At 66.9% G+C, this 22,873-nt stretch carries 29 protein-coding genes and 1 tRNA gene; 14 read left to right on the top strand and 16 right to left on the bottom strand.

The genetic code is table 11. The features are described from left to right. Positions 1-277 precede the first annotated feature (277 nt). The 4 genes from M0R89_RS01350 to purF all read left to right on the top strand — a co-directional run bounded on the left by M0R89_RS01350 (position 278) and on the right by purF (position 5,488). Positions 278-3,064, top strand: a complete 2,787-nt coding sequence (locus M0R89_RS01350) for an AAA domain-containing protein (RefSeq protein WP_248650774.1) — start codon at positions 278-280, stop codon at positions 3,062-3,064. Positions 3,065-3,178: 114 nt separating this feature from the next. Beyond that, the gene (locus tag M0R89_RS01345) at positions 3,179-3,370 is read left to right on the top strand and encodes an LSM domain-containing protein (protein ID WP_248650773.1); all 192 of its coding nucleotides are present in this window, start codon (positions 3,179-3,181) and stop codon (positions 3,368-3,370) included. Next, positions 3,367-3,540: a 50S ribosomal protein L37e gene (locus M0R89_RS01340; RefSeq protein WP_128476151.1), complete on the top strand. Its 174-nt coding sequence runs from the start codon at positions 3,367-3,369 to the stop codon at positions 3,538-3,540. The genes M0R89_RS01345 and M0R89_RS01340 overlap by 4 nt, the downstream gene beginning before the upstream one ends. A 403-nt stretch (positions 3,541-3,943) precedes the next feature. Beyond that, a complete protein-coding gene (gene purF, locus M0R89_RS01335) occupies positions 3,944-5,488 on the top strand; it encodes an amidophosphoribosyltransferase (RefSeq protein WP_248650772.1) in 1,545 nt (514 codons plus the stop codon). Between the two features lie 46 nt (positions 5,489-5,534). Here purF and M0R89_RS01330 read toward each other — a convergent pair whose 3' ends face one another. Next, positions 5,535-6,278, bottom strand: coding sequence for a YqcI/YcgG family protein (locus tag M0R89_RS01330; RefSeq protein ID WP_248650771.1), 744 nt, complete (start codon positions 6,276-6,278; stop codon positions 5,535-5,537). 99 nt (positions 6,279-6,377) lie between these two features. Continuing rightward, complete coding sequence (locus M0R89_RS01325) at positions 6,378-7,013, bottom strand: DUF1989 domain-containing protein (RefSeq protein ID WP_248650770.1); 636 nt, start codon at positions 7,011-7,013, stop codon at positions 6,378-6,380. A 91-nt stretch (positions 7,014-7,104) separates the two neighbouring features. Here M0R89_RS01325 and M0R89_RS01320 point away from each other — a divergent pair, with 91 nt between their 5' ends. From M0R89_RS01320 to M0R89_RS01310, 3 genes are all read left to right on the top strand, one after another. After that, on the top strand, positions 7,105-7,833 hold the full coding sequence (locus M0R89_RS01320; RefSeq protein ID WP_248650769.1) for a hypothetical protein: 729 nt from the start codon (positions 7,105-7,107) through the stop codon (positions 7,831-7,833). A gap of 83 nt (positions 7,834-7,916) precedes the next feature. Further along, positions 7,917-8,315 carry a hypothetical protein gene (locus M0R89_RS01315; RefSeq protein WP_248650768.1) on the top strand — a complete coding sequence of 133 codons (399 nt, stop codon included), beginning with the start codon at positions 7,917-7,919 and terminating at the stop codon, positions 8,313-8,315. Between the two features lie 110 nt (positions 8,316-8,425). Beyond that, positions 8,426-8,644, top strand: coding sequence for a hypothetical protein (locus tag M0R89_RS01310; protein ID WP_248650767.1), 219 nt, complete (start codon positions 8,426-8,428; stop codon positions 8,642-8,644). Here the strand turns inward: M0R89_RS01310 and M0R89_RS01305 are convergent. Then, the gene (locus M0R89_RS01305; RefSeq protein ID WP_248650766.1) at positions 8,641-9,198 is read right to left on the bottom strand and encodes a DUF420 domain-containing protein; all 558 of its coding nucleotides are present in this window, start codon (positions 9,196-9,198) and stop codon (positions 8,641-8,643) included. The genes M0R89_RS01310 and M0R89_RS01305 overlap by 4 nt on opposite strands. Positions 9,199-9,373: 175 nt before the next feature. Here M0R89_RS01305 and M0R89_RS01300 point away from each other — a divergent pair. Beyond that, a tRNA-Leu gene (locus M0R89_RS01300) sits at positions 9,374-9,458 on the top strand. Positions 9,459-9,676: 218 nt separating this feature from the next. On the opposite strand, the gene M0R89_RS01295 is transcribed toward M0R89_RS01300, so the two are convergent. From M0R89_RS01295 to M0R89_RS01280, 4 genes are all read right to left on the bottom strand, one after another. Beyond that, complete coding sequence (locus M0R89_RS01295; protein WP_248650765.1) at positions 9,677-9,991, bottom strand: hypothetical protein; 315 nt, start codon at positions 9,989-9,991, stop codon at positions 9,677-9,679. A 134-nt stretch (positions 9,992-10,125) separates the two neighbouring features. After that, positions 10,126-10,527, bottom strand: coding sequence for an acyl-CoA thioesterase (locus M0R89_RS01290; RefSeq protein WP_248650764.1), 402 nt, complete (start codon positions 10,525-10,527; stop codon positions 10,126-10,128). 120 nt (positions 10,528-10,647) lie between these two features. Further along, positions 10,648-11,358, bottom strand: coding sequence for a DICT sensory domain-containing protein (locus M0R89_RS01285; RefSeq protein ID WP_248650763.1), 711 nt, complete (start codon positions 11,356-11,358; stop codon positions 10,648-10,650). Continuing rightward, positions 11,345-11,773 carry a DUF7344 domain-containing protein gene (locus tag M0R89_RS01280; RefSeq protein ID WP_248650762.1) on the bottom strand — a complete coding sequence of 143 codons (429 nt, stop codon included), beginning with the start codon at positions 11,771-11,773 and terminating at the stop codon, positions 11,345-11,347. The genes M0R89_RS01285 and M0R89_RS01280 overlap by 14 nt, the downstream gene beginning before the upstream one ends. Positions 11,774-11,903: 130 nt before the next feature. Here M0R89_RS01280 and M0R89_RS01275 point away from each other — a divergent pair, with 130 nt between their 5' ends. The 4 genes from M0R89_RS01275 (at position 11,904) to M0R89_RS01260 (ending at position 15,177) form a co-directional block, all read left to right on the top strand. Beyond that, positions 11,904-12,404, top strand: coding sequence for a helix-turn-helix domain-containing protein (locus tag M0R89_RS01275; protein WP_248650761.1), 501 nt, complete (start codon positions 11,904-11,906; stop codon positions 12,402-12,404). 120 nt (positions 12,405-12,524) lie between these two features. Further along, entirely contained in the window at positions 12,525-13,493 is a 969-nt protein-coding gene (locus tag M0R89_RS01270; protein WP_248650760.1) for a sugar phosphate isomerase/epimerase family protein, read from the top strand. A 97-nt stretch (positions 13,494-13,590) separates the two neighbouring features. Next, positions 13,591-13,974, top strand: coding sequence for a DUF7522 family protein (locus M0R89_RS01265; protein WP_248650759.1), 384 nt, complete (start codon positions 13,591-13,593; stop codon positions 13,972-13,974). Between the two features lie 75 nt (positions 13,975-14,049). Continuing rightward, on the top strand, positions 14,050-15,177 hold the full coding sequence (locus M0R89_RS01260; RefSeq protein ID WP_248650758.1) for a Gfo/Idh/MocA family protein: 1,128 nt from the start codon (positions 14,050-14,052) through the stop codon (positions 15,175-15,177). Between the two features lie 36 nt (positions 15,178-15,213). Here M0R89_RS01260 and M0R89_RS01255 read toward each other — a convergent pair whose 3' ends face one another. Both M0R89_RS01255 and M0R89_RS01250 read right to left on the bottom strand, forming a co-directional pair. After that, on the bottom strand, positions 15,214-15,678 hold the full coding sequence (locus M0R89_RS01255; RefSeq protein WP_248650757.1) for a hypothetical protein: 465 nt from the start codon (positions 15,676-15,678) through the stop codon (positions 15,214-15,216). A 60-nt stretch (positions 15,679-15,738) separates the two neighbouring features. After that, positions 15,739-16,590, bottom strand: a complete 852-nt coding sequence (locus M0R89_RS01250; RefSeq protein WP_248650756.1) for an eIF2B alpha/beta/delta subunit family protein — start codon at positions 16,588-16,590, stop codon at positions 15,739-15,741. 184 nt (positions 16,591-16,774) lie between these two features. Here M0R89_RS01250 and M0R89_RS01245 point away from each other — a divergent pair, with 184 nt between their 5' ends. Continuing rightward, positions 16,775-17,221, top strand: a complete 447-nt coding sequence (locus M0R89_RS01245; protein WP_248650755.1) for a DUF7969 family protein — start codon at positions 16,775-16,777, stop codon at positions 17,219-17,221. Position 17,222: 1 nt separating this feature from the next. Here the strand turns inward: M0R89_RS01245 and M0R89_RS01240 are convergent, their stop codons facing one another. The 7 genes from M0R89_RS01240 to M0R89_RS01210 all read right to left on the bottom strand — a co-directional run bounded on the left by M0R89_RS01240 (position 17,223) and on the right by M0R89_RS01210 (position 22,181). Further along, positions 17,223-17,402, bottom strand: coding sequence for a ribbon-helix-helix protein, CopG family (locus M0R89_RS01240; protein ID WP_248650754.1), 180 nt, complete (start codon positions 17,400-17,402; stop codon positions 17,223-17,225). Between the two features lie 151 nt (positions 17,403-17,553). After that, on the bottom strand, positions 17,554-17,763 hold the full coding sequence (locus M0R89_RS01235) for a DUF8015 family protein (protein WP_248650753.1): 210 nt from the start codon (positions 17,761-17,763) through the stop codon (positions 17,554-17,556). 200 nt (positions 17,764-17,963) lie between these two features. Then, positions 17,964-18,617: a hypothetical protein gene (locus M0R89_RS01230; protein WP_248650752.1), complete on the bottom strand. Its 654-nt coding sequence runs from the start codon at positions 18,615-18,617 to the stop codon at positions 17,964-17,966. A gap of 68 nt (positions 18,618-18,685) precedes the next feature. Further along, positions 18,686-18,940, bottom strand: a complete 255-nt coding sequence (locus M0R89_RS01225; RefSeq protein WP_248650751.1) for a hypothetical protein — start codon at positions 18,938-18,940, stop codon at positions 18,686-18,688. Positions 18,941-19,149: 209 nt separating this feature from the next. Then, positions 19,150-20,628 carry an RtcB family protein gene (locus tag M0R89_RS01220; RefSeq protein WP_248650750.1) on the bottom strand — a complete coding sequence of 493 codons (1,479 nt, stop codon included), beginning with the start codon at positions 20,626-20,628 and terminating at the stop codon, positions 19,150-19,152. Next, on the bottom strand, positions 20,625-21,734 hold the full coding sequence (locus tag M0R89_RS01215; RefSeq protein WP_248650749.1) for a DoxX family protein: 1,110 nt from the start codon (positions 21,732-21,734) through the stop codon (positions 20,625-20,627). Before M0R89_RS01215 ends, M0R89_RS01220 begins: the two co-directional genes overlap by 4 nt. 33 nt (positions 21,735-21,767) lie before the next feature. Further along, positions 21,768-22,181, bottom strand: coding sequence for an archease (locus tag M0R89_RS01210; RefSeq protein ID WP_248650748.1), 414 nt, complete (start codon positions 22,179-22,181; stop codon positions 21,768-21,770). Between the two features lie 165 nt (positions 22,182-22,346). Here M0R89_RS01210 and M0R89_RS01205 point away from each other — a divergent pair, with 165 nt between their 5' ends. Continuing rightward, positions 22,347-22,835, top strand: a complete 489-nt coding sequence (locus tag M0R89_RS01205) for a GNAT family N-acetyltransferase (protein ID WP_248650747.1) — start codon at positions 22,347-22,349, stop codon at positions 22,833-22,835. Positions 22,836-22,873: the final 38 nt, after the last annotated feature.

Genomic DNA, 22,873 nt, shown 5'->3' with positions numbered 1-22,873 from the left:
CTCGCAGATACGCGCGGTTACGAGTCCTGTACGTCGTGCGGCCACATCCCGCCCCGCGGTGCCGACTGACGGCCGCCGGCCGGACTGACCGCGACCGTCGAACCGCACCGACCGTATCGACCGCATCGACCGCGACTGTCGAACTGCACACTGCGAACGTCGTATCGCCAGACGACTACCTCCTTTTTTCGAAACCGAGCGTCTTCCGCCGACCGTCGTAATCGACCCCGCCGCCGACCGACGGGATTTTTCTACCGGCGGGCGCTACCACTGTCGCGTGAACGTTCGGGGAGAAGTCACGGAAGTCGGTGAGGTTCGCACGGTCAGCACGCAGTACGGCGAACGTGACCTCGCGGAGGTCACTGTCCGCGAGGACACCGGTCCCCGACAGGTCACGCTGTGGGGGAAGTGGACCGAGAGCGCCGACCTCCTCGAACCGGGGATGGAACTGCTCGTGACCGACGTCGAGGAGGGCGAGTACCGCGGCGAGACGACCTACTCCACCGGCGGGGACTCGTACGTCGTCGTGGAACCGTCGTTCCTCGTGGACGTGACCGACGTCCGGTCGTGGGTCCAGTGCCCGCGGATGTACTATCTGAACAAGCTCTCGGGCATTCCCCTGGCGTACCCCGTCGTCAAGGGGACCATCGTCCACGAGGTGTTCGGCGACCTGCTTCGAGGTCGCGACCTCGACGAGTCCATCCAGGAGCGGGTCGGGGAGGCCGGACTCGAACTCGGGTTGCTCGGGCGCGACCGCGACGAGGTCGCCGAGGAGGTCCGCCAGAACGCCGCCGCAATCGAGGGTTGGCTGGCGCAAGGCGCACTCACGGAGGACACCGCTGAGCAAAGCTCAGCGAGCGATGCGACGTGGTCGCATAACGACGACTGGCGGAGCGAGCAGACGCTCATCAGTGACCGGTTCGGCATCAAGGGCCGGGCCGACGCGCTCCGGCGCGGGATGCCCGTCGAACTCAAGACCGGCAAGAACCTCAAGCGCGACCCCAGATTTCAGGACAAGATTCAGGCGGCCTGCTACGCGCTCCTGCTACAGGAGAAGGGCGTGCCCGCCGACACCGGCACGCTGCTCTACACGAAGAACTCCGCGCTCGACCGGACCGAGGAGGACGGCGACCTCTCGCCCGCCAAGGAGTTCTCCATCGGCGACGGCCTGCTGGACTTCGTCGTGCGCACGCGCAACGAAATTGCGGCGATGGAGTACGACGCGGTCAACTCCGAGGCGTCGGACCGAGAGAACCCCGGCGTCCCGACCGGCTACGAGGCCGACGCGACCTGCGAATACTGCTTCGAGCAGGACACCTGCATGGTGGTCTCGGGCCGACTCGACCAGGAGTCGAAGGCCGGCCAAATCGGCAACGCGATTCCCGAGGAGGAGCGCGACTACTTCGAGCGCTTCTACCGCCTCGTCGAGGAGGAGCGCCGGGCGACCCACGCCGAGTACGCCAAGCTCTGGGAGCAGACCGCCGAAGAACGCGCCGACGACGACCGGGCGCTCGTGGGTCTCGAACCCGCGGGTCGCCGCCAACTCGACGGCGGCCGGTGGGAGTTGCGCGCCGAGCGCGCGGGCGACGCGGTGTCGAAAATCCGGGAGGGCGACGTGGTGCTGGCCAGCGACGGCGACCCGGTGAACGGCCACGCCGAGTTGGCCCGCGTCGAGCGACTGGGCCGCGAGTCGGGGAGCGACTCGGACGGGTCGAGCGGGGAGCGAAGCGACCCGCGAGACGGAAACGTCGTCGTCACCGCCGACGAACCGGTGGAACTCCGGCGGCTCGACGTCTACCCCTCGGAACTCTCGGCCGACCGGATGCTCACGGCGCTCCACGACCACCTGCTCAAGGGCGACGAGCGCCGGAAAGACGTGCTGTTCGGCCGCGCCGACCCCGAGTTCGAGGACGCCCGCGAGACGTACATCGACAACAACGAGGCCCAGAACGACGCGGTGAACCTCGCGGTGAACGCCGAGGACTTCGCGCTGGTCCACGGTCCGCCGGGCACGGGCAAGACCTACACCATCGCGCGGACGATCCGGGCGTTGGTGGAGCGGGGGAACCGCGTCCTCCTCTCGGCGTTCACGAACCGCGCGGTGGACAACGCGCTCGAAGCGCTCCGGGACCAAGGCTTCGAGGATATCGTCCGCGTCGGCACCGAGAGCGGCGTCCGCGAGGACATGCAGGACCTCCGATTGGAGCAGGCGGGCGACCCCGGCGAGCGCGTCGCGGAGCTACGGGACGCCGGCGTCGTCGCGGCGACCACGGCGACCTGCGGGTCTCGAATCATGCGCGAGCAGTCGTTCGACGTGGCGCTGGTGGACGAGGCGTCCCAACTCACGGAACCCAACACGCTCGCGGCGGTCAACCTCGCCGACCGCTTCGTGCTGGTCGGCGACCACCAGCAACTCCCGCCGGTCGTCCGCACCGAGAACGACCTCTCGACCTCGCTGTTCGAGCGCCTCATCGAGACCTACCCCGAGGCCGGCGTGATGCTCGACCGCCAGTACCGGATGAGCCAGCGGATTCAGGCGTTCGCCTCTCGGGAGTTCTACGACGGCGAGTTGCGGCCCGCCAGCGGCGAGGTGGCCGCCCAGCGTCTCGCGGACCTGCCCCACCTCGCGGAGACCGACCTCCCCGACGAACTGCGGAGCAACGGCGGCGTCTCGTTCGTCGACCCCGACGGCGACGCCGACGGGAACACCAACCCCGCCGAGGCCGAACGCGTGGCCGAAATCGTCGGCGACTTCCTCGAGGCGGGCGCGGACCCTGCCGAAATCGGCGTCATCGCGCCCTTCCGCGCGCAGGTCGCGGAAATCGGTCGCAGAGTGCCCGACGCGGTGACGGTGGACACGGTGGACCGCTTTCAGGGGTCGAGCAAGGAGGTCATCGTGGTCTCGTTCGTCGCCACCGGGGACCTCGAGAGCCCCATCTTCGAGGACCACCGCCGGGTGAACGTGGCGCTGACGCGCGCGAAGAAATCGCTCGTGCTGGTCGGCGACGAGGCGGCCTTGCGGACCGACGACCTCTACGCGCGGATGGTCGAGTGGGCGCGGTGAGCCGTCCGGCCCGCTCAGACGTGTCAGTATTCTATTCAGAGCGCGCTCGATGAAAGTTTCCTCCAGAGAGGTGTTTCCGGTACGTTTAAGGCTTAGACGGGTGGCGCTAATGATATGAGTGGACGACCGCTCGACGTGCTGGAAGCCTCCCTGCAAGAGGAGGTTACGGTGCGATTGAAAGGCGGCGAGGAGTACGAGGGCGTTCTCACCGGCTACGACCAGCACATGAACCTGGTGCTGGAAGACACCGAGGAGGAAGACACAACCATTATACGCGGCGATAACCTCGTTTCGATTAACCCATGACTGGTGCAGGTACCCCGAGCCAAGGGAAGAAGAACACCACGACCCACACCAAGTGCCGTCGGTGTGGCGAGAAATCGTATCACACGAAAAAGAAGGAGTGTTCGAGTTGCGGCTTCGGCAAGTCCGCCAAGCGCCGCGACTACGAGTGGCAGAGCAAGTCCGGCGAGTAATCGTCGGCTTCGCTCGTCGCCGAAATCTCCGTTCTCTCTGCGGTTTCCCGTTTCGACCAGCCGTCGGTACGGTCGAGAGCGACAGCTATCGAATGCGCTCGTTCCGCCCGCGTGACCGTACTCGGGCGGCCATTTCAGTCCGTCTAGACGATTTCTGGGGAAGCGAGTGAATTCTGTTAGTGACTTCACCGAGCGCATTTTGTGGACACATCACTGAGCGCCTTCTGGTGGACGCGTCGCCGAGCGCACCCGACACTGCCAGTCGGGCGGCGTCGGGGCCGGAATCGGAGGTTTCACTGGCGCAACTGGAAGTGTGCGCAAACGTGCATACTTCTCCGGAGACGGACGCGATTTTCGACACGATAGCGAGGGTTTTTACTACGGTGGCGCAGTACGTTCAGCCATGCCAAACGGCCGGGACGCGGCCCGAAGCGGTTCGACCGAGAACGCCCAGTCGGGCGAGTCAGCGCCGTCCTCTCCGGAATCGACTCGCCCGGACCTGTCGGGTCCGACCGAGAAGTGCGGCGTCGTCGGCGTCTCGCTCACGGAACGGGACGCCGCGCGCCCTCTCTACTACTCGCTGTACGCGCTCCAGCACCGCGGACAGGAGTCGGCGGGCATCGTCACCCACGACGGGTTCCAACAGCACGACCACGTCGAGATGGGACTCGTCGGCGACGCCTTCGAACAGGACGACGTCGAGGCCCTGCGCGGGAGCGCGGGCATCGGCCACGTTCGCTACCCCACCGCGGGGAGCGTGGACAAGTCCTGCGCCCAACCGTTCACGGTCTCGTTCCGGAGCGGCGCCTTGGGACTGAGCCACAACGGCAACCTCGTCAACGCCGAGGACGTGCGCGACGAGTTGGCGGCCGAGGGCCACGCCTTCACCTCCGACGGCGACACCGAGGTCATCGCCCACGACTTGGCGCGCAACCTGCTGGAGGCCGACCTCGTTCGCGCGGTCAAGCGGACGATGGGCCGCATCCACGGGTCGTACTCTCTGACCATCATGCACGACGACACCGTGCTGGGCGTCCGGGACCCCGAGGGCAACCGCCCGCTCTGTATCGGCGAACTCGACGACGGCTACGTCCTCGCCAGCGAGTCGGCGGCCATCGACACCCTCGACGGCGAACTCGTCCGCGACGTTCGCCCCGGCGAACTCGTCGTCCTCCAACCGAACGGCGAGGGGTTCGACTCCTACCAACTGTTCGAGCGCGAGAACACCGCTCACTGCTTCTTCGAACACGTCTACTTCGCGCGCCCGGACAGCGTCATCGACGACCACCTCGTCTACGAGGTCCGCCGCGAGTTGGGCCGCAAGTTGTGGGAGGAGAGCGGCATCGACAGCGACGTGGTGATGCCGGTCCCCGACTCCGGGCGCGCGTTCGCCTCCGGGTACGCCGAGGCCGCACAGGAGGAGGGCGCGAACGTCGAGTTCGCCGAGGGACTGATGAAGAACCGGTACGTCGGCCGGACGTTCATCATGCCGACGCAGGACGAACGCGAGCGCGCGGTCCGCCTGAAACTCAACCCTATCAAGTCCACCGTCGAGGGCAAGACCGTGACCATCATCGACGACTCCATCGTCCGGGGGACCACCTCGACCCAACTCGTCGCCCTGCTCCGGGACTGCGGCGCGGAGGAGGTCCACATGCGCGTCGGCGCGCCGCCCATCGTCGCGCCCTGCTACATGGGAATCGACATGGCGACCCGCGAGGAACTCATCGCGTCGGACAAGTCGGTCGAGGAGATTCGGGAGGCAATCGAGGCCGATAGCCTCGCGTACCTCTCGAACGACGCGGTCGCCGACGCGCTAGACGCCTCGCGCGCCGACCTCTGCATGGGTTGTGTCACCGGGGAGTACCCCTACGACATCGACGGCGAGGCGACCGACCGCGACGTCTCGCGGCCCGAGGTCGGAACGGCCGCGAACGCCGACGACTGAGTCGGTCTCGCTCCCTTCCGCTTCGATTCTCGTCGCACTTCCTCGCTCAGGCGGCCCAGTCGTCCGCCGGGAACTCCTCGACCGTCTCGTCGTTGTCGTCCGGGAGGACGTACTGCTTCCACTCCCTGACGTCCGGGTCGCCGTAGTCCCCGATGGCCGGGTGACGGGGCACGTCGTCGAACTCGGCCAGTCGCTGCCGGATGACCTCCCGCGCGCGCTGTCCGGCCTCCGTGTCGGGACCGAGGCCGTCGAACACCCACCGGGGCTGGACGGTGAGTTCGAGTCCGTGGGGCGCGTGCCGACTGTTTCGCCGGTCGTAGGCCGGCGCTCGGGCGACGACGAACATCGGTTCCCCCGCGTAACAGAACTCCCACTCGGGGTTCGCTGGGTCGGTCGGAATCGATTCGGGCCACGGTTCGGGGTCGTTCCGGCGGAGAGACACGAGCAGGTCCCAGACCCGCTCGCGGTAGTCGGCGACCGAGAGGTTCCCGTCGTCGGGCTCGAAGAAGACCGCGAGCGCGGTGACGTCTGCGATGGCGCGCGCTCCGTCGAGGTACTCCGCGAGACCGTCGGCGACGACCGACTCGCCCGCCTCGGTCGTCGGCCCGGGCGCGAACAGGTACCGCAGGTCGCCGTCGCAGTGGGCGTCGACCGCGAAGTAACACGGGAACGGGGCCACCTCGTCCGTCATCGTCTCGTGGAACGACAGGTAGCGTTCGGCCTTCCACGCCGCGAGGTCGCCCTCGCCGATGGCGGACTCGATTCGCGTTCGAGTGGTAGGACCCTTCATTCTGGCTCTACCTTGGATTTCGCGCAATTAAGCGCGGTGGCCTCGGTGACACGCGGTGACACGATGCAGGTAATTCGTCTGGAGGGAGGGCGGGGACCGTCATGGACGGTCGTCGTGGACGGAGGCGAGCGAGACCTCGGTCCCGTCGGGCACGGCCACGTCGATGGGCGTCAGCGTCGTCCCGCTGGCGACGCCCTTCGCCGAGCAGGCCGACACCGCGACGACGGCGTCGCGCTCGGCCCGGAACGTCACCGCGTCGCCGGCCGACGCCGGACTCTCGCGCACGTCGAAGTGGACTTGGTCGGTGACCGTCGAGCGCTGGAACACGTTCATGGTGTTCGGGACGGCGGTGTCCAGTCCGTACGCGTCGAGCGCGAGCGCGAGGTTCTCCCGACAGCCGCCGGGTTCGTTCTGGTACCCCTCGTCGGTCGGCCGGTCGGTGAGCATCCACTCGGTGCAGGGGCCGAACATGATGTCGTGGACGCCACAGTCGTCGTCGGTTATCGTCAGTAGTTCGCGGCCAGCAGTGGTGTAGAGGGCGTCGCCGGTCGAGATGCGGAGGCGACCGTTGAGGTCTCGCGTGTACGACTGGGCGAACGCTTCGGCGGGGTTCCCGCGGACGAACGCGACCAAGTCGGCGACCTGTCTCGGCTCCGGGGTGACGACCGAGAACGACGCGTCGGCCTCGACAGCGAACGCGCCGGCGCTCTTCGCCGGGATGCGATGGGTCTCCACGGGGCGGCTGACGGTCGCCTGACGGAAAAGCCGCTCGGCAGTCTCGATGCCCGGCCAGAGCGCCTAAGCCTTCCAGTCGCGGAGTCACCCCGTGAGAGTCAAAGAGTTCTCGAACGTGCCGAGGCCGAGCGACTCCGCGCGACCGGCCGACTCCGCGAAGCCGACCGACTCCGCGCGGGGTTCCTCCGCACGACCGACCGTCGAGGTGTCCGTCCGTCAGACCGGCGACCTCTCGAAGCGGGCGAAGGGCCACCCCGAGGAGCTGGTCGCCAAGTACGTCGAACGGGCGTTCGAGCGACTCGGCGTCCCGTACCGCGTGACGTGGGACCTCCCGCCGGTCCAAGAGATCGCGCCGTCGAGACCCGGCCGGGAGAACAAGCGCCGCCAGCTCGACCAGTGGTCGGAGCGTCTCGCCGACGAGCGCACGCCGCACGTCCGGAAGGACTCGAACCTCCTGCTCACCGACCGTTCGGGCGGCGGCATTTCGATACTCGGGAAACGGGCGGCCGTCGCGCCCGCCGGGACGCTCACCGAGGACGCCGACATGGCCGAGTGGGTGGCTCCCGACGACCCGCGTCACTGCGTCTACGGGACGCTCCACGAACTCGGGCACAACCTCCACGCGGGCGGCCACGAGCGCAGTTGGGGCCGCACGTGGGTCGACGAGGAGACGAAGTCGTGGAACCGGACGCCGATGGGACACGGCGGCGGTGGCGTCAATCTCTGTGGCGAACGGAACGACCCGCGCCCGGAGGGGTACCCCAAACGCGACCACCTCTACTTCGCCGACTGCGCGCGCGAGCATATCCAGATTCGGTGACTGGCGACGAACCTCGAACCACCCGAACCGCTCGCCATCGCTCGGCCACAGTTGCTACCCGTCTCCAAGCCGACGTTTTCGGTATGGTCGAAGAAGACCTCGGAGAGGCGACTATCGTGTACGAGGGACCGGACGGCGAAACCGTCGAGAAGAACGTCCAGAACGAACACGTCGCGTACTTTCAGGACCACTGGATACTCAAAACCGGCGAAGACGACGAGGGACGTGACCTCGTGCGCCGCATCCCGGCCTCGCGGGTCTACCACGTCGAGCGAACCGTCGAGCAGTTCGAGGAGGAGGTCAGCACGCTCCGCGACCAAGTCCAATCGGTCGCCGACGACCTCCGGACGAGACTCCTCGGCGGCGGCAGCAGCGGCGGGGACGAGCGAACTACCCGGAGCGAATCTACGAATCGGTCCGAGAGCATCAGCATCGACGTAGAGAGCGGCGAGACCGGCGACGGCGACCCGAGCGACGAGTAGTAGCGTCCGACGCGCGACCCGAACGAGACCTTCGCTTCGCGCCGTCTGACCGTTCTCGGCGTCCCTCGCGGGCAAAACAGTTAATCGCCGGGCGACCGTGGCACTCGAAGATGGCCGAGGGTCACGACGCGACCGGCCGTCGAGCGAGCGACGAGGAGGACCGCCCGGCCCCCGAACTCAGGTGGGTGCAGGTCCGCGAACCGAGGCGCGCGCTCGAAATCGGCCGGAACGGTCGCATCGTCGCCAGCGAGTACCACGAGGAGTACGACGCGTGGGAAGTGCTGCTGGAGACCTACGACGAGTACGAGCGCGGTGGCGACGAGGGTTAAAACAGGTAGAGCAGGAGATACACGACCACGCCGAGCGCGAACGAGGTCAGCCACAGCGAGGCCGCGACCCGACCCACTCGCGGGTGGTTCGTCGCCGAGAGTTCCGAGACGGGCCGAGTCAGCGCGAGCAGGAGGACGTAGTAGAGCAGCGGGATACAGACCACAGCGAGCAGGATGTGAATCCCCAGAATCGGATAGTAGACGAACTGCTCGACCACTGCGGGCCCATCGAAGTGAGTCGGCCCGAGGAGCGCGACGCGGTAGAGGTAGAGTACCAGAAACGCCGCGAAGAGGACGACGCCCGCGAGCATCCCCTTCCGGTGGCGCTCGACCTCGCCGCGTCGAATCGCGCGCCACGAGGCTCCGACGACGCCGAACGCGACGACGCTGATGACGGCGTTGACGTGCGGGACGGCCGAGAGTACCGCTTCGGGCGCTCGGGGGAGCGCGCCCGCGGGCACGACGCGGAGTGCGGCCGCGAACACCAGCGCGAGCGAGACCACGGTCAGTAGCCCGGTCACTGCCGGGACGTGACGCTCGACGAGTCGCTGCATGTCCGAACGTTGGGAGCGGTCCGACATACGCCTTGTCGTCTGCTTTCGGTTCCGTCGGTCGTCGGAGACCGGTCGGACTCTCGTCGCCGTGCGGGTACGTGCCGACCCGCCGTCGAAACGAAAGGCATTTTATCTGCTTGGCCACTACGTTTGAGTGCAGTAAGAGACACCGCGAGCGTGGGTAGCCAAGCTAGGCCAACGGCGCAGCGTTGAGGGCGCTGTCCCGTAGGGGTCCGCCGGTTCAAATCCGGTCCCACGCATCGCAAGCGCGATACACTCGCGCGACGTGGCTCAGCCACGGAATACGATGCAGGTGGAGTCCCTTGGGACTGCACCCACGCACAATTCCTTTCGGACGTTACCTTCCGAGCGAGAGCGACGTCCATCCTTTTCGGGGACGACATCGCCGACGAGCAGTCAATCTGTTCCGTCTTCGCTCGGCGTCTCTTTCACTCGGTCTCTCCTCGTTACGCGTCCTCTACTCCGCGTCAGCGTCGGTCGCGCGGAATCGAACCGTCGCCAACCCGCCAGAGGGAACCTCCCGTACCGCCTCGATTCGGTACGCCCGGGACGCTGGCGCGTCGAACCACGGACCGACCACGAGCGTCGTGGGGGCGCTCTCGACCCGGACCGGGACCGCTCGGTACATCCTCGTCGGCCCCGACTCCTCGCCCGGGCGACGAGCGAACGTCGCTCCGTTCCGGGCGTGGTCGCGCGGCAGGAGTCCGGCGTCGAAGCGGTCGGCGTCCGGGACGCGGGTCGGGCCGTCGAGTTCGGCGTCGAAGTCGTTCACTGAGTGGCGATTCCACTGGCGGTCGAATAAACCGCGCTGACGGTTCACTCCGCGCTCGTCGCGGCGGTCGGAACGGCGGCCGGTAAACGATACTCACCGGATACGAACGGTCCGAACGCTTCGGAAAGCCGCGATTACAACCCCTCGAACGTCCGAATCTGCTCGCGCCACGAGTCCGGAATCGGCCGCGAGGACTTGGTCTCGCCGTCGACCGCGACCTGCACCGTCTCGCCCGTGGCCGCGACCGCACCGTCGGCCCGGACCTCGTACTCCATCGGTATCGAGGTCTCGCCGAGTTCGGGGACGCGCAGGGCGACGGTCACGTCGTGGTCCATCTCGACCGGCCGCCGGAAGTCGATTTCGAGGTTGGCGAGGACGGACTCTATCTCGTCGACCGGCACGTCGAGCACCTCCTCGAAGTAGGCGATTCGGGCCTGCTCGAAGTAACTGGCGTAGACGGCGTTGTTCACGTGACCCATCGGGTCGAGGTCGTGATAGCGCACCTCTACGTCGTGGGTAAACGAGTAGTCGCTCATCGACCGAGGGTCGGAGTGGCGGACAGTTCGGTCTATCGCTTTCGGAACGGCGCGGTCGGTCGAAATCGGTCCGGGTTCGGCGTTCGGACGCGCGATGCTACGCCGACCGAGCGCCGGGTCTCAGCCGTACGTCCGTTCCAGATACGCGTCGATGTCGGCGACCAGTTCGGTGTCGTAGGTCCAGAAGCCGTGGAAGGAACCGGGGTTCTCCTCGGCCTCCTCGGCGAGGAGCGCGCAGGCCTGTCGCTCCTCGTCGCCGCCGTCGAAGACCACGAACCAGAACGCTCCGAGTTCGCCGTCGTCCTCGGCGTGAATCGTCGCGCCCGGCAGGTCGGGTTCCCAGTCGAGGTCGCCGTAGATGTGAACGTCGAGGAGACTCTCTGTACTCAACGCGGCGTACACGTCGTGCTGAGACTCTAATGCCGCGGACGACTGAAAGCCGGCCCGGAGCGTACCGTGGCCTACTCGGTAGGCGCGGTCCTCGAACTCGCGGGTGGCCGCGAGCAGATTGCGCTTCTCGAACGCGACGAAGGTGGTCTCGGCGAGGAGGTCCAGCGTCACGCGGAGTGCCTCGTTCGCACCGGGTTCGAGGTCCGCGTCGGTCGGCGAGACGAGGTGGCGAACCGCTTCCATGCTCGCGCTTCCGGCGAACTCGCCGTCCACGTTCAGGACGACGAACCCTCCGGAACCGTCGTCGGGAATCGGTTCGTACTCGACGGTCACGTTCCGACTCTCGAAGTACGTCTCGACGGACTCGCAGGGCCGGGGTGCGAATATCGTGACGGCTCTGCCCGACGAGGCGACCCCGTCGAGAAATTCACGGAGCGTCATCGGTCTTGGAGTCGTGCCAGTCGGAACTCCGCCGGGACCCCGGTCCGGTCTCGCGCCGTCGCTGGTCGAGCGAGCGCGTCAGCACGGTTTCGAGCAGGTCCGGCATCTCTGCGAGTTCGACTTCACCCGTCTCGCGGTCGTAGCGGACGAACCCCTCGCGTTCGAGTCGCGGCAGGTGCGTGTGGTGGAGCGACACCCGCACGTCCTCGCGGTCCTCGGGCGTCACCACCGCGGACGGGTCCGCGCGCGTCCGCGCCCACCCCGCGACGACGGTCGACAGCGTCTCGACGTCGGTCGCGCCCCGGTCGGAGAGGTAGTAGAGCGCGTAGCGGCGTCGGGGATTCGAGACGGCACCGAACACCGCGTCGACCCGCGCCGAGTCGTCGGTCGGGGGTTCGGTCGAGTGGTCCGCCATTGTTCAGAGTGTTGTTGGCACACCGAAAAGAGTGTTTGGGCCTCGCCGGTCTGTCGAGAGCGGAACGGAACCGGTCGCTCCGACTGGCAAGCGGGGTATTCAAATGCTTCGTGTCCCTACTGGTTCGCATATGGCTAAGTATTCGACCGGCGGGTCGTCCGGCAGTGGTGGCGGCGACTCGTGCGAACTCTGTGGCACGTCGAGCGAGTCGCTGACCGAGGCCAACGTGGCCGGCGCGCAGTTGCAGGTCTGTTCGGACTGCGCCTCCTCGCACAACGACAACCAGCAGACGAAGTCCGACGGTGACGAGGAACGCGACCGCAAGCGGAAGGCGGCCCAGAACGCCGCCAAGGCCAGCGGCGTCTACGACGGCGACTCGCGCCACTGGGAGGAGGAGGGAACCAACTACGACGACGACCCGCTCCCGTATCTCGTCTCGAACTACGGCGACGTGGTCGAGCAGGCCCGACAGGACGAGGGCCTCCAGCGAGACGAACTCGCCGAGGAACTCGACGCGGCCGAGAACGACCTGCTGGCGGTCGAACAGGGCCGGGCGAATCAGGCCAACGTCGGCGGCACGCTGATAGAGGCGCTCGAAGACCGCCTCGACGTGCAGTTGGCCGAGGAGTAGGCGTCGCCGACGCGTTCGAGCGGGGCGGGGGTTCGAGTCCCGGGTGTTTCCGCGGGACGGGGGCACGTCGCGGTCCGGGACTCCCGTAATCTTATTCAATGCGTCCGTGGTGGTCGAGGTATGGACATCGGTGTACTCACGGTTCCGCTCGGCGGGAAATCGCTAGAGGACGCCATGGCGTACCTCCACGGCATCGGCGTGGACGCGGTCGAACTCGGGTGCGGCGGCCACCCGGGGGACTCTCACCTGCCGCGAGAGGAGTACCTGAACGACGACGAGGCACAGAACCACCTGTTCGACCTGCTCGACGAGTACGAGATGCGAATCTCGGCGCTGGCGACGCACAACAACCCGCTTCATCCCGACGAAGAAATTGCAGAGGAGGCGGACACCGAACTCCGGGAGGCTATCGAACTCGCCGACCAACTGGACGTGAACACGGTCACGTGTTTCTCGGGACTTCCTGCTGGCAGTCCGAACGACGAGACGCCGAACTGGGTGACGGCACCGTGGCCGGGCGAACACGCCGACGCCCACGACTACCAGTGGGAAGAAGTCGCCATTCCGTACTGGTCAGACCTCGCCTCCCACGCGGCCGACCACGGTGTCGATATCGCCATCGAGATGCATCCCAACATGCTGGTGTACGAACCATCGGGGATGGCCCGCCTGCGCGAAGAGACCAACGAACACGTCGGCGCGAACTTCGACCCGAGTCACCTCTACTGGCAAGGCATCGACGTGACCGACGCCATCCGATTCTTGGGCGAGCGCGACGCCATCCACCACTTCCACGCCAAGGACACCAAGGTCTACGACGCCGAAGCGCGCACTAAAGGCGTCCTCGACACGACGCCGTACGACGAGGAGGCCGACCGCTCGTGGCTGTTCCGGTCGGTCGGCTACGGCCACGGCGAGGAACACTGGAAGGACGTCGTCTCGACCCTCCGGATGGTGGGTTACGACGGCGCGCTCTCCATCGAACACGAGGACTCGCTGACCAGTTCCAACGAGGGTCTCGAAAAGGCGGTCAACCTGCTCCAGCGCGCGGTCTTCCGCGAGCAACCCGGCGAAGCCTACTGGGCGTAACCGGTCGCCGTCCCGGTCCTCTAAACTACCGCGGTCGATTCCCGAACCCCGGCGACCGCCAATAGAACTTTTCCTGCTGTGGGTCGACGTGGCGACCATGGGGGAAACAGTCTCAGACGACCTCAGCGACCAACTCGTCAGCGCCACCCGAACGTCCGTCGGCGACGAACTCCGGAGCGTGACCTACTTCACCGAGGACGCCGAGGAGCAACTCTACCTCCGCGAGGACCTCGACGCCGACGCGGACCTCGTGGGGTTCGCGGACAACGAGCGACTCGGCTTCCGGACGCAGGCGGTGTATCAGGACACCGAACTCGGCGGATATCGGTTCAACATCCGCGTGTTCGAGCGGGGCTACCTGACCCGGGTCATCGTCGGCGACCACGGCGCGTTCGTGACCACCGACGAGATGGAGATGGACCTGTTCAAGGAACTCGCCTCGGCGGTCGAGTCCGTCCTCGCCGAGGAAGACCCGGGGTGAGTCCCCTCCGAGCGGACGACCCGAACCGGGCGATTCCCTGAAACGTTAAGCGTCTCCCCCGAGTACCCCGACCACATGACGCTCAAGGTCGGAGTTCTCGGCTACCGATTCATGGGAAAAGCCCACGCGAACGCGATGGCTCGGCTTCCGATGTTCTTCCCGGACGCGCCCGAAGTCGAGCGCCACGTCCTCGTCGGCCGCGACGAGGACGCCCTCGCGGACGCGGCCGACCGCCTCGGATTCGAGAACACGGCGACCGATTGGGAGGACGTGGTCGGCGAGGTGGACGCCTTCTACAACCTCGGCCCGAACCACGTCCACGCCGACCCCGCCGTCGCCGCCCTCGAAGCGGGCACGCCGGTCCTCTCCGAGAAGCCGCTGGCCAACGACTTAGAGAGCGCCGAGCGCATGGCCGAGGCCGCCGAGTCGGCCGGGGTGCCGACCGCCACCGCGTTCAACTACCGGTTCGTCCCGGCGCTCCGGTACGCGAAGAACCTCGTCGAGGACGGTGAAATCGGGGAAATCCGGCACTTCCGTGGTCAGTACCTACAGGACTGGCTGGTGGACCCCGAGGCCCCGTGGTCGTGGCGCAACAGCGAGGAGATGGCCGGGAGCGGAGCGCTCGGCGACTTGGGCGCTCACACCATCGACCTCGCGCGCTTCCTCGTGGGCGACGTAGAGCGCGTGAGCGGGCACCTCCGGACGTTCGTGGACGAGCGTCCCGTGGAAGGCGAGAACGAGACCCGGCCGGTGACGGTGGACGACGCCTACTCCGCGCAGGCCGAACTAGAGGGCGGCGCGATGGCGACGTTCGAGGCGTCGCGGTTCGCCGACGGGCACAAGAACGACCACACCATCGAGATTCACGGCTCCGAGGGAAGCCTCCGGTTCTCGCTCGAACGGCTGAACGAGTTGGAGGTCCTGCGCGAGGGGAACCGGGGCTACGAGACGATTCTGGTGACCGACGAGGACGACCCGTACCTCGACCACTGGTGGCCGCCGGGCCACGTCCTCGGGTGGGAACACACCTTCGTCCACGAGAACTACGAGTTCCTGAGCGCCGTCGATAGCGCGGCGTCGGAGTCGTCGGGAAGCGGAGGCGGCGACTACCGTCCCGACTTCGAGGACGGTCTCGCGGTCCAGCGGGTCCTCGCGGCGATTCAGGAGAGCGACGAGCGCGGCGAGTGGGTTTCGGTGGCGTAGCGCGGGACGGAGCAGGCGAAGCGAGTTACGGACCGCTCACTCCACTTCTTCCACGTCGTCCACGTCCTCGCCGAACCGGGTATCCTCGACCAACCGCTCCGAGAGGAAGTCCTCCAGCAGGAGCAAGACGTTGTAGAGGACGGTCGCCTGAAATCCTACGAGGGGGAAGGCCAGCCACCGCGGCGTCGAGTGGGACACGACGAACCGGACCAACAGATAGGCCACGACGAGATTGCCGAGCGTCGAGACCAGATGCACCATCGAGGTGACGACCAACGGAGTGTCTCCCTGTTCTGGTTCCCGGACCATCTGTTGGAAGGCGAACGCCCCGAGGACCGCGAACCCGAGAATCGCACCGAACGCGAGGAGGAGGATGTGAAACAGGTCCGGCGTCTGAACTTTGTAGATGAGCATCGCGCCGGACCCCCAGATGGTCAGGGTGTAGCCGTAGGCCTCCGACTCCGCGGTGAGGTTGTGGGCGAGTCGCCCTCTCGGGTCCATGGACACGACCGACGACGGGGCGGTCCTTCGGCCTACTGGCCCGCGCCCCGCGAGTTCGCTTCAGAACTCCCGGATGCCCTCGTCGGTGACCACGGCGTCGAGCAGGTCGGTCGGGGTCGCGTCGTAGGCGGGGTTCTCCACCGAGAAGCCCTCGGCGGGTTCGAGCAGGACCTCGCTGGGCGACCGGAAGTCGTTCTCGAACCGGAAGCCCTCGCCGACCAACTTCGCGGAGGACCCGACGACCGTGACCGGAACGTCGAGGTTGTCCGCGGTCGCGGCCAGCGGGAAGGTTCCGATGCGGTTGTAGAGGGTGTCGTCGACGATGCAGTCCATCCCCAGCAGCACGCGGTCGCACTCGGGGAGGTAGTGGCCGGAGGCTCCGTCCACGAGGAGGTGGGCGTCCACGCGGTCCATCTCCGCGAGGGCGCGAGCGGTCTTGCGCCCGAGGTAGCGCGGCCGGGCCTCCGTGACGTACACCGTGACGTACCGACCGTCCGAGACCGCCCGTTCGATGGCCTCCAGCACCGTCGAGGAGTAGTCGTGTGTCAGGATGGTCGCGCCGTCCTCCACGAAGTCCATCGCGTTCTCGGCGGCCCGGCGCTTGGCGGTCTCGACCTGCTCGACAACCTGTTCGACCGCGGCGTCGAGCGCGGCCGTCGCCTCCTCGACCGTCCCCGCGTCGGCGTCCTCGACCATCGAGACGATGGCGCGCTGGGTCGTCACCAGCGAGGCGTGGGAGGGGTTCGCCCGCCGGAGCGCCGACGAGTTGCGTTCGAGGTCGCGCTCGAAGTCCTCGACCGAGGCGAACTCGCGGTCGCGCAGGTCCTCCAGCGCCCGGGCGGCCTTCACGGCGACGACGGAGGAGCTATGGGTCTGCATCTCCCGAATCTCCTCGACCGTCTCGTCTATCATACCCGAACCGTCTCCGCCGCGGGCCAAAGGTCTTGCTTCTCGGGCCGCGAGACGGTGAGTCAGGGGATTCGGAGTCGGCGGTCGCTCGCTTCTAAGACCGGCCACCGGAGTCCCGCGAGCGAGAACCGAACGTCGAACGCACCTCGGCGACAGTCGAAAGTAGACGCCGCCCGAACGACCACCCATGACCGAGGTTCGGTACTACTGCCCGCGGTGCGGAGCCATCGCCGCGCTCGAACGCGAGGGCTACCTCGCCGACAAGTGCGTGACGCCCTACCCGCTCGACGGATGGGAGTACGCCGACGCGTACGACGGCTTCGAAGATAGCGCGGAACGAAGTTCCGCGGACCATTCGAGCGGGCGGCGAGGCGGTGAAACCGCCTCGAACGAGACGGCAGGGCCGTCTCGCAACCCGCGAGAAGACGCCGACGGCGTGGAAATCGTCTGCGGGGCCGACGAGACCGAAGGCGAGGGCTGTGGCGAACTCTACTACCTGAGTTTCGTGAAGTACGAGGACGGCGAGGAGGTGGATCCGAAGGACCGGTCGTTCGTGCCGCCGACGGTGGACGGTCCCGCGATAGCCGAGTCGGAGGACGAAGACGACGGCCCGCGATTCGACTTCAAACCGTAGCTCACGATTCCCCGCCCGAATCCTCCGACTTTTGCGCTTTCAGCCACTCGTCGAGGAGTTCGCGTATCGCGGCCTCGCGGTTGTCCCGGTGGTCGGCGAACGCGATGTCGTCGATGCGGTCGAGTTCCTCCTCGTCGAGTTCGAGCGTGACCGACTCCATGTCGAGGTGGTCCTGATGCATATTGAGAATCCACCGAAGCACGTACACAAATAAATTCGTCAGACGGGCGGCCGACGCACGTCGAAGTGGTCGGACTGTTTGAAGAAACGAGAGCGACGAGAGAGGGCGCCGAAAAGAGCGGAAAGGAAAAGCGAGAGAGCGGACGGCCGGTTTACTGGCGGACGGCCGAAGTCGCGGAGGCGTCGGTCCCGAGAGCGTCGGTCGGGGTCCGGACGAACATCGCGTGACCGATCATCCCGACCGAGACCGCGCCAGCGACCGGGACGGCGGCCGTGAGGCCCACGCCGACGGTCGTGAGGAGGGCGGTGAGACCGAGGAGAGCGAGCGGAATCAGGCCGAGGATGAGGTCGTAGTAGTTCATGCGTACTTCGCACTACGTGCTATGGGTACATAAATCCATAGGGTTAGAAACACGATGGATTAGAAAATAATATCTATAACTTATGGACTCGCTGGGAATTGAAAACGAATCGAGATTTTCTTCTTGCGGCACCGTCTCGCTCCGAGCGTGCCCTCCAGACGCGACCTGCTCGCCTCACTCTCGGCCGCCGGTCACTGCCTCTACTGAACCTCAACCGGACTTCGTCGTGGTGAGGTGGTCCCGCACGACGTACTCGCTGGCTGGAGCGGCGGCGTCCCGCGAGAACGCGATGCCGTCGCACTCGTTGCGGAGAAACTCGATGCCAGCGTCGCGCATCCGGCCATCGCGTCAGTGTTGAGGGTCGGGTCGTCCTCGGGCGTTCGCGGTTCCTGCGTGGGCGTGCCGTACTCCGAGCAGTCCGTCACGGCCCACGCGAACGCCCGCCATTCGCCGCCGGGCAGTCGCGTTTCGACGTCGTAGGTGTTCCCGGCCACGACGAGGTTCGAGAGTTCGAGCGCCGAACCGGCCGGGACCTCGTACCGCCGAGAAAGCAGGCGCTCGTCGGAACCGTTCGTTCGACGCGTCACGCGCAGGTCGAGGAGTCGGTCGTCCGACAGCCGGTTCGTCAGAAAGAGGTCGTCCGTGCGCTTTCGCTTCCCGGTGGTCCGGTCGGTCTCGTCGGTTACCGCGGGTCTGGCTTCGGTCTCGTCGGTCGTGGCGGATGTCGTCCTGCCAGCGGTGGGTCGGGTGGTAGTCTCCGACTCCCGAGTGTCGGTCCGGAGGCATCCCGCACCTGTCCCGACCGCGGCCAGTCCGACGGCTCCGAGGAGGGCACGCCGTCGCGGGGAGTCCATGTCCCGGAGTGTGCGGACGGCGGGTAAATGTCTTGTCGTTGTCCGGTTCGCGGACTCCCGACCGCGACTCACTCCCGGCGCTCGACTACCACCTCCCTCGTCCTCTCGGCGTCGATGCCGAACAGGAACCCGGAGATGAACAGCAGTTCGTTGCCGAGGTAGTACCGGTCGACGACTTCGTTCACGAGACCGATTTCGGGCGTGGCAAGCCCGAGGACGACTAACGCGAGCGCGACGACTGCCGCGAGGCCCGCGACCCATCGGACCACGGTGCCCGAGACGAACCCGACGACGAAAACGAGGACGGCGCTGACGAGACTCATCCCTCGAAGGGACGTTCGATTCGGGCTTCAAACTATCGCGGGCCGAACGTCTCAGCTCTCGGCGACTTCCAACACGGCGAACAGGTCGAGGCAGATGCCGAGGAGACAGACGAGCGCCCCGAATTGCGCCACTCCCATGTCACGCTGATAGCCGCTCGAAACCCAGACGCTGTCCGCGACTCCGATACCGACGAGAACCGGCGTCCGAGCTACCCCTTGATGTTACAGACGGGGAACGTCCGGGCAACCTTGTCGCCGATGCCCAGCGCGTCCGAGACCCGGACGACTTCGTCCACGTCCTTGTAGACGCCCGGCGCTTCCTCGGCCACCGTGGCACCGCTCTGAGCCTTGACGTAGATATGTTCCTGCTCCAGTTCGTCCTGCACGTCGCCGCCCCAGTAGTCCTGCTTGGCCTGCGTCCGACTCATCGTCCGGCCCGCGCCGTGGGCCGTCGACCCGAAGGTCAGGTCCATCGAGTCCTCGCCGCCCCGGAGGACGTAGCTCCCCGCGCCCATGCTCCCGGGGATGATGATCGGCTGGCCCACGTCGAGGTACGCGCCGGGGACCTCCTCGTGGCCCGCGGGGAAGGCTCTGGTCGCGCCCTTCCGGTGGACGTAGAGTTCGCGCTCCTCTCCGTCCTCCACCGTGTGGGTCTCCTTCTTGGCGATGTTGTGGGACACGTCGTAGAGCAGGTCCATGCCCAGCGACTCCCAGTCCGAGTCGAACACCTTCTCGAACACCTGCCGCGTGCGGTGCATGATGAGTTGTCGGTTCACCCACGCGAAGTTGATGCACGCGCACATCGCGTCGTAGTAGTCCTCGGCGAGTTGGCTCCCGGCGGGCGCGGCCGCGAGTTCCTTGTCCGGGAGTTGCGAGAGCATCCCGGCGTGGGCCTTCTCGATGTCCCGGAGGTAGTCGCTACAGACCTGATGGCCGAGTCCGCGGCTCCCGCAGTGGATGAGGACGACGATTTGACCCTCCTCCAGTCCGTAGGCGTCGGCCACGTCGTCGAGATACGTGTCGGTCACGCGCTGGACTTCGAGGAAGTGGTTGCCCGACCCGAGGCTCCCGATTTGGTTCTTCCCCCTGTCTTTCGCCTTCTGAGACACTTTCGCGGGGTCGCTGTCGTGGCGCACGCCCTCGTCCTCGCAGTGAGCCAAGTCTTCCTCGACTGCCCATCCCTCTTCGAGCGCCCACTCCATCCCGCGGTCGAGGATGGCCTCCACGGCGTCCATGTCGCCCTCGACGATGCCGCCGCCGCCGAGGCCCGACGGAACGTTCGCGAACAGGGCGTCCAAAAGCTCCTCCTCGCGGCCCTGCACGTCCTCGTAGGAGAGGTTCGTCTTCATCATCCGGACGCCGCAGTTGATGTCGTAGCCGACCGCCCCCGGCGAGATACAGCCCTCCTCGGCGTCGATTCCGGCCACGCCGCCGACCGGGAAGCCGTAGCCCTGATGGCCGTCGGGCATGCAGACGTTGTACTTCCGGACGCCCGGCAGGTGCGTCGAGTTTTTGAGCTGTTCGAGCGTCTTGTCGTCGGCTATCTGGTCGAGCAGGCTCTCGCTGGCCAGCACCCGCGCCGGGACGCGCATCTCGCCATCTCGGGGAATCTCCCAGACGTAGTCACGGACCTTGTGGAGCGTGACGTCGCCCGCGTCGTAGGTGTCGCTCGCGTCGTCGGTTGTCATACTCGTTGGTTCGGCTCGGACGCCGAAGACGTTTCGCCATCCGCCCCCGTGCGTGACCTCTCACCAAACGCGGCCGCCCGAAGCCGCTCGTCGGCCGCGAGCGGACCCGACCCCGTGATGAACAGCATCGACACCATCCCGAAGAGGGTCACGTGAGCCAGCACCGGGTCGTCGGGCAGTCCGAACAGCGTGAGCGTCAGCATGGTGAACGCCGTCGCCGCCGTCGCGCGGGTGAAGAGGCCGACGAACAGCGCGACCCCGACCGCCATCTCGGTGAGTCCCGCTCCGACGACCCACAGTCCCGGGTCCACCGGAACGACGGCCGTGAGGTCGTACTTCTCGACCACTGCGAGCGCCGGGCCGGGCGCGAACAGCTTCTGGGTGAACCCCAGATAGAAGAAGTTGAACCCGAGCGCCAGTCGAACCAGCGTCGGCGCGTACTCCCGGTAGGGGTCGGTCCGGGCGTGTAGCCACGACGCCACGCGGTGAACCGGGTCGAACCGACCGTACAGCGTCCGCTCGTCCTCGGCGACCCGCTGGAGCATGTGGTCGGCGCTCGGTCGGCCGCCGCCCAGCAGCGCGATGGCCAGAAAGCCGCCGACGTACTCGCTGGACAACACCAGCGCCGGTTCGGCGACCAGCCCCGCCAGATACGCCAGCAGGCCGACCAGCGCCACGACCCGCGTGGCCAGTCCGAACAGCAGGAGGAAGCCGACCGCGACCTGTAACACCCGCAGGTCGGCGGTCACGAGCGGCGTGAAGAAGTAGCCCGCGAAGCCGGCGCCGACCAGCGGAAGGCCCACCGAGAGCCTGAGCATCCACGGCACGAGGTCGTCGTAGCCCGACAGCGTCCGGCGCAGGACCGCGAGGTCCCGGGCCGCGGGCCGGAACCGGAGGTACGCGAGCGCGGCGACGGCGACAGCGAGTGCGCCGCCGCCGACCAGCGCGGCGTTGAACGGGTCCGAGAGAACGTCGAGGAGGAACCGGAGCGCGTTCGCCACGTCTTCGGCGCTGTCCACGACGTAGCGGACGTGAGCGCTCGCGGTCCCGGAAACCGAGAGGAGCGTCGCCAGCACGACCAGCGGCGTCACTCGTCGCCAGTTCATGCGTCCACCAACGTCACGTCGCGCCGTAAGTGTTCATACGTCGAGGACGACGTAGGCCCGCCACCCGTCGTCGGTCTCGACCAGTTCCATGTCGGAGTAGGTAACGGCCTTGATTTCGCGGGCCTCCACGTCGCCGAGCGGGACGCCGCGGGCGCTCCCGGTCAAGACGAACCCCTCGTCTCTCGCTCGAATCTCGGCCTCGTTGTCCACGGGCAGGACCGCCCGCACGTCGCGCTCGTAGATGAGTCGGTCGAGGTAGTCGAACAGGAGCGCCTCGCGGTTCTCGGCTTCGACCGAGACGTCGAATCGCTCGCCGCCCGTCTCGGGAATCTCGTCGCACATCGCGGCGGCCATTCCGTCGCCCGCGGCGGCGACGACGGCGTCGAGAGTCGGCCCGGTCGCCGCCACAGCGACGTCCGCGGTGTGGTCGCGGAGTTCGTAGCTCATGTCTCGCTCTCGGAGGTCGCGCGGGAAATGTCTCGCCCTTCCGCGGCGCGCACTCGTTCGCGGTGCCCGTTCACTCGGGTCGCGAACCCCTCCCCGGCGCGCGCCGGTCGCCACCGCGACCCGGGGGCGGTGGAATTATATTGCCCACGGGCTTACCCCAATCTAGTGAGCGTCAACGTCGATACCGAAATCGCTCGCCCCGGCGACGACAGCTACGTCGAGGCGGCGTGGAAGCTCAAAGAGCGCATCCGCCACGAGGAAGACGTGCTCAAGCAGCGCAAGGGCTTTTTCACCGACGCCTACCGACGCTCGACGGTCTACCTCCTGGTCAGCAAGGAGGGCGGCGACGAGCGACTGATGGGGTTCGCGGCGGTCCGGCGCGACGGCTACATCCTCTTTCTGGCGGTCTCGCCCGAGTTCCGCGGCGAAGGAGTCGGCAAGCGACTCGTGGGACAGGTAGCGGAGAACCACGACAGCGTCACCTGCCACGCGCGAGCGAGCAATCGGAACGCGCTCGGCTTCTACGAGCATCTGGGCTTCGAGGTGGACCGCCACATCGAGAACTACTACGAGGACGGCGGCGACGCCTACTACCTGAAACTCGGGGGCGGCGGCGGTCTCACCGAGAAGCTCTCGGAGTTCATGCGCGGATAGGTAATCTTAAAGACGCGGCCCGAGCATGGACGAGACAG

Origin of the sequence: Halorussus limi, assembly GCF_023238205.1 — an archaeon.
GTDB lineage: Archaea > Halobacteriota > Halobacteria > Halobacteriales > Haladaptataceae > Halorussus > Halorussus limi.
This window is presented reverse-complemented; position numbering and strand designations above follow the sequence as displayed.

Coding starts and splice junctions, on each gene's coding strand:
- M0R89_RS01345 (WP_248650773.1), top strand. CDS start 3,179: ATGAGTGGACGACCGCTCGACGTGCTGGAAGCCTCCCTGCAAGAGGAG.
- M0R89_RS01340 (WP_128476151.1), top strand. CDS start 3,367: ATGACTGGTGCAGGTACCCCGAGCCAAGGGAAGAAGAACACCACGACC.
- purF (WP_248650772.1), top strand. CDS start 3,944: ATGCCAAACGGCCGGGACGCGGCCCGAAGCGGTTCGACCGAGAACGCC.
- M0R89_RS01330 (WP_248650771.1), bottom strand. CDS start 6,278: ATGAAGGGTCCTACCACTCGAACGCGAATCGAGTCCGCCATCGGCGAG.
- M0R89_RS01315 (WP_248650768.1), top strand. CDS start 7,917: ATGGTCGAAGAAGACCTCGGAGAGGCGACTATCGTGTACGAGGGACCG.
- M0R89_RS01310 (WP_248650767.1), top strand. CDS start 8,426: ATGGCCGAGGGTCACGACGCGACCGGCCGTCGAGCGAGCGACGAGGAG.
- M0R89_RS01305 (WP_248650766.1), bottom strand. CDS start 9,198: ATGCAGCGACTCGTCGAGCGTCACGTCCCGGCAGTGACCGGGCTACTG.
- M0R89_RS01290 (WP_248650764.1), bottom strand. CDS start 10,527: ATGAGCGACTACTCGTTTACCCACGACGTAGAGGTGCGCTATCACGAC.
- M0R89_RS01285 (WP_248650763.1), bottom strand. CDS start 11,358: ATGACGCTCCGTGAATTTCTCGACGGGGTCGCCTCGTCGGGCAGAGCC.
- M0R89_RS01280 (WP_248650762.1), bottom strand. CDS start 11,773: ATGGCGGACCACTCGACCGAACCCCCGACCGACGACTCGGCGCGGGTC.
- M0R89_RS01275 (WP_248650761.1), top strand. CDS start 11,904: ATGGCTAAGTATTCGACCGGCGGGTCGTCCGGCAGTGGTGGCGGCGAC.
- M0R89_RS01270 (WP_248650760.1), top strand. CDS start 12,525: ATGGACATCGGTGTACTCACGGTTCCGCTCGGCGGGAAATCGCTAGAG.
- M0R89_RS01265 (WP_248650759.1), top strand. CDS start 13,591: ATGGGGGAAACAGTCTCAGACGACCTCAGCGACCAACTCGTCAGCGCC.
- M0R89_RS01260 (WP_248650758.1), top strand. CDS start 14,050: ATGACGCTCAAGGTCGGAGTTCTCGGCTACCGATTCATGGGAAAAGCC.
- M0R89_RS01255 (WP_248650757.1), bottom strand. CDS start 15,678: ATGGACCCGAGAGGGCGACTCGCCCACAACCTCACCGCGGAGTCGGAG.
- M0R89_RS01250 (WP_248650756.1), bottom strand. CDS start 16,590: ATGATAGACGAGACGGTCGAGGAGATTCGGGAGATGCAGACCCATAGC.
- M0R89_RS01245 (WP_248650755.1), top strand. CDS start 16,775: ATGACCGAGGTTCGGTACTACTGCCCGCGGTGCGGAGCCATCGCCGCG.
- M0R89_RS01240 (WP_248650754.1), bottom strand. CDS start 17,402: ATGCATCAGGACCACCTCGACATGGAGTCGGTCACGCTCGAACTCGAC.
- M0R89_RS01235 (WP_248650753.1), bottom strand. CDS start 17,763: ATGAACTACTACGACCTCATCCTCGGCCTGATTCCGCTCGCTCTCCTC.
- M0R89_RS01230 (WP_248650752.1), bottom strand. CDS start 18,617: ATGGACTCCCCGCGACGGCGTGCCCTCCTCGGAGCCGTCGGACTGGCC.
- M0R89_RS01225 (WP_248650751.1), bottom strand. CDS start 18,940: ATGAGTCTCGTCAGCGCCGTCCTCGTTTTCGTCGTCGGGTTCGTCTCG.
- M0R89_RS01220 (WP_248650750.1), bottom strand. CDS start 20,628: ATGACAACCGACGACGCGAGCGACACCTACGACGCGGGCGACGTCACG.
- M0R89_RS01215 (WP_248650749.1), bottom strand. CDS start 21,734: ATGAACTGGCGACGAGTGACGCCGCTGGTCGTGCTGGCGACGCTCCTC.
- M0R89_RS01210 (WP_248650748.1), bottom strand. CDS start 22,181: ATGAGCTACGAACTCCGCGACCACACCGCGGACGTCGCTGTGGCGGCG.